This window comes from Mesorhizobium sp. M2A.F.Ca.ET.039.01.1.1, assembly GCF_003998035.1.
In the GTDB taxonomy this organism is placed as follows: domain Bacteria; phylum Pseudomonadota; class Alphaproteobacteria; order Rhizobiales; family Rhizobiaceae; genus Mesorhizobium.
Window position 1 is genome coordinate 1 of record NZ_RZRY01000378.1, and the last position, 6,224, is coordinate 6,224.

General features: G+C 65.5%; 5 protein-coding genes. All 5 read left to right on the forward strand.

Going from position 1 to position 6,224, the window contains the following annotated elements:
• Nucleotides 1-168: 168 nt before the first annotated feature.
• A complete protein-coding gene (locus EOA24_RS24295) occupies nt 169-1,185 on the forward strand; it encodes a Gfo/Idh/MocA family oxidoreductase (RefSeq protein ID WP_126081450.1) in 1,017 nt (338 codons plus the stop codon).
• Complete coding sequence (locus EOA24_RS24300; RefSeq protein ID WP_127410140.1) at nt 1,182-2,783, forward strand: acyl CoA:acetate/3-ketoacid CoA transferase; 1,602 nt, start codon at nt 1,182-1,184, stop codon at nt 2,781-2,783. Before EOA24_RS24295 ends, EOA24_RS24300 begins: the two co-directional genes overlap by 4 nt.
• Nucleotides 2,776-3,549 (forward strand): enoyl-CoA hydratase/isomerase family protein, encoded by a 774-nt coding sequence (locus tag EOA24_RS24305; protein WP_126081448.1) that lies wholly within the window; start codon nt 2,776-2,778, stop codon nt 3,547-3,549. The genes EOA24_RS24300 and EOA24_RS24305 overlap by 8 nt, the downstream gene beginning before the upstream one ends.
• A gap of 10 nt (nt 3,550-3,559) precedes the next feature.
• Nucleotides 3,560-5,071 carry an aldehyde dehydrogenase family protein gene (locus EOA24_RS24310; protein WP_126083726.1) on the forward strand — a complete coding sequence of 504 codons (1,512 nt, stop codon included), beginning with the start codon at nt 3,560-3,562 and terminating at the stop codon, nt 5,069-5,071.
• Nucleotides 5,072-5,129: 58 nt separating this feature from the next.
• Nucleotides 5,130-6,224 (forward strand): ABC transporter substrate-binding protein (locus EOA24_RS24315; RefSeq protein WP_133374590.1); only part of this gene is annotated, 1,095 nt, incomplete at its 3' end.

Here is a 6,224-nt window from a genome sequence, read left to right on the forward strand (position 1 = left end):
GACCAGCGTCGCGGTCGACGCGGCCGGCCTCGGCGAGCGCGCCGCCCATGCCATGCTGAAGATGATCCAGTCGCGCACCACGCGCGCCGAGGACCATATCGGCGCCGTCAGCCTGGTCGTGCGGGAAAGCAGCGGGCCAAACCGCAACAGCCAGGTGGGAGACGCGGCATGAGCACGCGATGGGGACTAATCGGCGCCAGCACGATCGCCAAGCAGTTCATGATCAGCGCCATCCGCGCGCAGGCCAATGGCGAGATCGCAGCCGTGATGAGTTCGAACGCGGAGCGCGCGGAGGCCTACGCCCGCGAGAACGGCATTCCGGCCGCCGTCTCGACCCTCGACGCTCTGCTCAACTCGGACATCGACGCCGTCTACATCTCCACCACCAACGAATTGCATCTTGAGCAGGGCATGGCCGCGATCAAGGCGGGCAAGCATGTGCTGTGCGAAAAGCCGCTGGCGCTGACTAGCGCCGATGCGAAGACGATGGTTTCGGCAGCGAAGAACGCCGGCATCGTCTTCGGTACCAATCATCACCTGCGCAACGCCGGCGCTCATCGCGCCATGCGAGAGGCGATCGCCGCCGGCCGCATCGGCAAGCCGATCGCGGCGCGCGTCTTCCACTCGGTCTTTCTGCCGGAGAACCTGCAAGGCTGGCGTATCACCAGGCCCGAGGCCGGCGGCGGCGTGGTGCTCGACATCACGGTGCACGATGCCGACACGCTGCGCTTCGTGCTCGGCGACGATCCGGTCGAGGTTTCGGCCTTCACGCAATCGGCCGGCATGGCTGGAAGCGGGCTGGAGGACGGCGCCATGTGCATCTGGCGCTTCAAGTCCGGCGTCATCGCCCAATCGCATGAGGGCTTCACCACGAAATATGCCGGCACCGGCTTCGAGGTGCACGGGACGGAAGGCTCGCTGATCGCCGCCAATGTGATGACGCAGAAGCCGATCGGCTCGGTGCTGCTGCGCACCGCGAGCGGCGAGGAAGAGCTGAGCTTCGACCGCGAGGACCTCTATACCCGCTCGGTCCGCCAGTTCCACGCCGCGATCCGCGGCGAAGGCCAGCCTTCCGCCACCGGCGAGGACGGCATCTGGTCGCTGGCTTCGGCCGAAGCCGCGCTGCAATCGTCGAAGACCGGCAAGGCTGTGACCATCGACCCGCAACTTGGGAGCCTCGATTGAGCAAGCTCGTCTCGGCGGCATACGCCGCCAGCCTGATCAAGGACGGCATGGTCGTCTCGGTATCGTCGTCGAGCGGCCTCGGCTGCCCCGACGCCGTGCTTGCCGCGATCGGCGAGCGCTTCGACGCGGAAGGCCATCCGAAGGCGATCACGACGCTGCATCCGATCGCCGCCGGCGACATGTATGGCATCAAGGGCATCGACCATCTCGCCAAGCCCGGCCTGTTGAAGCGCACGCTGTGCGGCTCCTATCCGTCCGGCCCCTCCTCCGCCGAGCCGCCACAGATCTGGAAGATGATCGGCGACAATTCAGTCGCGGCCTACAACGTGCCGTCGGGCATCCTGTTCGACATGCATCGCGAGGCTGCCGCCAAGCGCCCCGGCGTGCTGACCAAGGTCGGCCTCGATACGTTCGCCGATCCGCGCCACCAGGGCTGCGCCATGAACGCCGCCGCCAGCGAGCCGATCGTGTCGGTTGAGCAGTTCGACGGCGAGGAATGGCTCTACTTCCGCTCGATCGTGCCGAATATCTCAATCATCCGCGCCACCTCCGCCGACGAGCGCGGCAACCTCACCTACGAGCATGAGGGTGCCTATCTCGGCGGGTTGGAGCAGGCGCTTGCCGCCCGCAACAATGGCGGCATTGTCATTGCGCAGGTGAAGCGCGTCGTCGAGAACGGCACGCTGAAGCCGCACGACGTCCGCGTTCCCGGCGTGCTGGTCGACCATATCGTGGTGGCGCCCGATCAGTTGCAGACGACGCAGACGCCTTACGACCCGGCGATCTCGGGCGAGATCTTCCGGCCACTGTCGAGTTTCCGCACGCCGGAGATGAACATCCAGAAGGTGATCGCGCGCCGCGTCGCCATGGAATTGCGCGACGGCATGGCCGTCAACATCGGCTTCGGCATCTCCGCCAACGTGCCTCGCATCCTTCTCGAGGAAGGCCAGCACGGCAAGGTCACCTGGGTGATCGAGCAGGGCGCGGTCGGCGGCGTACCGCTGCTCGACTTCAAGTTCGGCTGCGCCTCGAATGCCGAGGCGATCATGCCCTCGCCGCACCAATTCATCTATTTCCAGGCCGGCGGCTTCGACGCCTCGCTGCTCTCCTTCCTGCAGATCGACCGCCACGGCTCGGTCAATGTCTCGAAACTTTCGGCGCGGCCCCATGTCACCGCCGGCGCGGGTGGCTTCGTCGACATCACGGCGCGGGCGAGGAAGATCGTCTTCTCCGGCTTCTTCAATGCCGGCGCGAAACTCTCGCTGGCCAATGGCGCGATCCGCATCGACCAGGAAGGCAAGGTCAAGAAAGTGGTCGAGGAGGTCGAGCACATTTCCTTCTCCGGCAAGAGGGCCGTCGCGCAGGGACAGGACATCACCTATGTCACCGAGCGCTGCGTCATGAAGCTGACGCCCGACGGCTTGATGGTCACGGAGCTTGCCCCTGGCGTGGACCTCGAACGCGATGTGCTGGCGCAGGCCGAGATCCCGCTCTCCGTCGCCAACGACCTCAAGGTCACGCCTGCGGCGCTCTATCAGAACCGGCCGATCGGTCTGTCGCTCAACGGCGGTGCTTCGCTCGGAGGCGCGCATGGCTGAACTCGTAACTTTCGAGCAGGATGGCGCGATCGGCATCGTCACGCTGCGCCGGCCGGAAAAGTTCAACGCGCTCGACATCCCGATGCTGCGTGCCCTGGAAGCAGCGCTCGACGAGGCGGAGCGGGCCGAGGGCGTCCGCGCCGTTCTCATCCGTGGCGAAGGCAAGGGCTTTTGCGCCGGCGGCGACGTCGAAGCCTGGGGCGCGATGAGCGCCGCCGATTTTCAGGTGCAATGGGTGCGCTATGGCCACCGCGTCTTCGACCGGCTGGCGCGGCTCCGGCAACCGACCATCGCGGTTCTGTCCGGCCATGCGCTGGGTGGCGGGCTGGAGCTGGCGGCCGCTTGCGATTTCCGCGTCGCCGAAACGCAGATAAAACTCGGCTTCCCCGAAACCTCTATCGGCGTCGTTCCCGGATGGTCGGGCACGCAACGCGCCGTGCGCCGCTTCGGTGCACAGATCGTGCGCCGGATGGCGATTGGCGGCGAGATTTTCCTGGCGGCCGACGCGCTGGCGGACGGCATCGTCGACCGGCTGGTCGAAACCGGCAAGGCTTTCGACGAAGCCAGAAGCTGGGCCGAAAAGATCGCCGAGCGCGGCCCGCTGGCGACCGAGGCCGCCAAGCTGATGATCGGCGTTGCCGAGGGCGAGGAAGACGCAGCCGCGACCGAGGCGCTGGCCAGCGGCTTCATTGCGCTGACGGGCGACCTCAAAGCCGGCGTCGGCGCCTTCAAGGCCAGGCAGAAGCCGGCCTTTTCGAGATCCTAGAGAAGACATGATGAACGCACCGCTCAACATTGCCATGCCGGCCGAAGCGTCCCAGGCGCCGCAGCCCTACAAGCTCTTGATCGGCGGCAAGCATGTCGACGCCAGCGACGGCCGCAGCATCGAGCGCGCCAGCCCCGGCCATGGTTTTGTCGTGTCCCGCTATGCCCAGGCCGGCGCCGCGGAAGTCGAGGCCGCTGTGCAGGCCGCGCACAGGGCCTTCGAAACCGGACCCTGGCCGCGCATGAAGGCCTCGGAGCGCGCCGCGGTGCTGCTCAAGGCCGCCGACCTGATAGAAAGCCGGCTGGAACAGATCGCCCGGCTCGACGCGCTGGAATCCGGCAAGCCGATCGCCCAGGCGCGCGGCGAGATCGGCGGCGCCGTCGATATCTGGCGCTATGCCGCCTCGCTCGCCCGCACGCTGCATGGCGAAAGCTACGCCAATCTCGGCGACGATATGCTGGGCGTGGTGCTGCGCGAACCGATCGGAGTCGTCTCGATCATCACGCCGTGGAACTTCCCCTTCTTGATCGTCAGCCAGAAACTGCCCTTCGCGCTCGCCGCCGGCTGCACGGCTGTGGTGAAGCCCAGCGAAATGACGTCGGCCTCGACCTTCGTGCTTGGCGACATCCTGCTCGAAGCCGGCTTGCCCCCCGGCGCCGTCAACATCCTCGCCGGCTACGGCTCGGATATCGGCGCGCCGATGGTCAGCCATCCGCTGGTCGAGATGGTCTCCTTCACCGGCTCGACCCGTGTCGGCAAGATGACGATGGCCGCCGCCTCCAATTCGCTTAAGAAGGTCTCGATGGAACTCGGCGGCAAGAACGGCCAGATCGTCTTCCCCGACGCCGACCTCGAAGCGGCGGCGGACGCCGCGGTGTTCGGCGGCTTCTTCAACGCCGGCGAATGCTGCAATGCCGGCAGCCGCCTGATCGTGCATGAGGCGATCGCCGACGACTTCCTTGGCGCAGTCAAGGCGCTGGCTGAAAAGGTCCGCGTCGGCGATCCGCTCGACAACCGCACCAAGGTCGGCGCCATGATCTCGGCCGATCATATGGAAAGGGTAGCCGGCTATGTTGCGGCGGCGCAAACTGACGGCGGCAGCGTTTTCGCCGGCGGCACCCGGCTTCAATCCAACGCCGGCCAATATCTCGATCCGACTATCGTCCGTAACGTCACGGAAGACATGGCGATCGCGCGCGAGGAAGTGTTCGGTCCGGTGCTGTCCGTGCTCACTTTTGAAACGATTGAAAAGGCATTGCACATTGCCAATAACACGCCCTATGGTTTGTCTGCAGGGGTGTGGAGCGCCAGCATCGACACATGCATGTCGGTGGCGCGCGGTGTGCGTTCGGGGACGGTCTGGGTGAACACGTTCATGGAAGGTTACCCAGAGCTGCCTTTCGGGGGTTACAAGCAGTCCGGTCTGGGACGCGAACTCGGCAAACGCGCTGTCGAGGATTATACCGAGGAAAAGACCATCCAGTTTCATCGCGGCCAGCGTACCGGTTGGTGGGTCGGCTGAGTTGGGAGACGCCGGCGGACACCCGCCGGTTATGTGTATGCAACAAGGGAGGTAGTACATGTTGCGCAAACTGTTTATCGGAACGGCTCTTGCGACGAGCTTTGCGTTCTCGGCGCATGCCGCGGACGTCAAGGAAGTGCAGATGCTGCATTGGTGGACCTCGGGCGGCGAAGCGGCAGCTCTGAACGTGCTGAAGCAGGATCTGGCCAAGGAAGGCTTTGCCTGGAAGGACGTGCCGGTGGCCGGCGGCGGCGGCGACGCCGCCATGACCGCGCTGAAGGCGATGGTCGCGGCCGGCAACTACCCGACCGCCTCGCAGATGCTGGGCTACACCGTGCTCGACTATGCCGCCGCCGGCGTCATGGGCGACCTGACCGAGACCGCCAAGAAGGAAGGCTGGGACAAGTCGGTTCCGGCCGCCCTGCAGAAATTCTCGGTCTATGACGGCAAGTGGGTGGCCGCACCGGTCAACGTCCACTCCGTCAACTGGCTGTGGATCAACAAGGCGGTGATGGACAAGATCGGCGGCACCGAGCCGAAGACCTTCGACGACTTCGTGGCGTTGCTCGACAAGGCCAAGGCTGCGGGCGTCATCCCGCTCGCCCTGGGCGGCCAGAACTGGCAGGAGGCCACCATGTTCGACTCCGTCGTGCTGTCGACCGGCGGGCCGGAGTTCTACAAGAAGGCGATGAACGACCTCGATGAGGACTCGCTCAAGTCCGACACGATGAAGAAGTCGTTCGACAACCTCGCCAAGCTCGTCAAATATGTGGACCCGAACTTCTCGGGCCGCGACTGGAACCTCGCCACCGCCATGGTCATCAAGGGCGACGCGCTGGTTCAGGTCATGGGCGACTGGGCCAAGGGCGAGTTCCACGCCGCCAACAAGACCCCTGACACCGACTTCCTCTGCTACCGCTTCCCGGGCACCGACGGCTCGGTGATCTACAACTCCGACATGTTCGGCATGTTCAACGTGCCGGAGGATCGCAAGGCCGCCCAGGTCGCGCTGGCCACCGCCACCTTGTCGAAAAGCTTCCAGTCGGCCTTCAACGTGGTGAAGGGTTCGGTCCCGGCCCGCACCGACGTGCCGGACACCGACTTCGACGCTTGCGGCAAGAAGGGCATCGCCGACCTGAAGAAGGCCAACGAA

Bases quoted from the DNA above. Each gene is read 5' to 3' on its own strand.
- EOA24_RS24295 (WP_126081450.1), top strand. From the start codon at position 169: ATGAGCACGCGATGGGGACTAATCGGCGCCAGCACGATCGCCAAGCAG.
- EOA24_RS24305 (WP_126081448.1), top strand. From the start codon at position 2,776: ATGGCTGAACTCGTAACTTTCGAGCAGGATGGCGCGATCGGCATCGTC.
- EOA24_RS24310 (WP_126083726.1), top strand. From the start codon at position 3,560: ATGAACGCACCGCTCAACATTGCCATGCCGGCCGAAGCGTCCCAGGCG.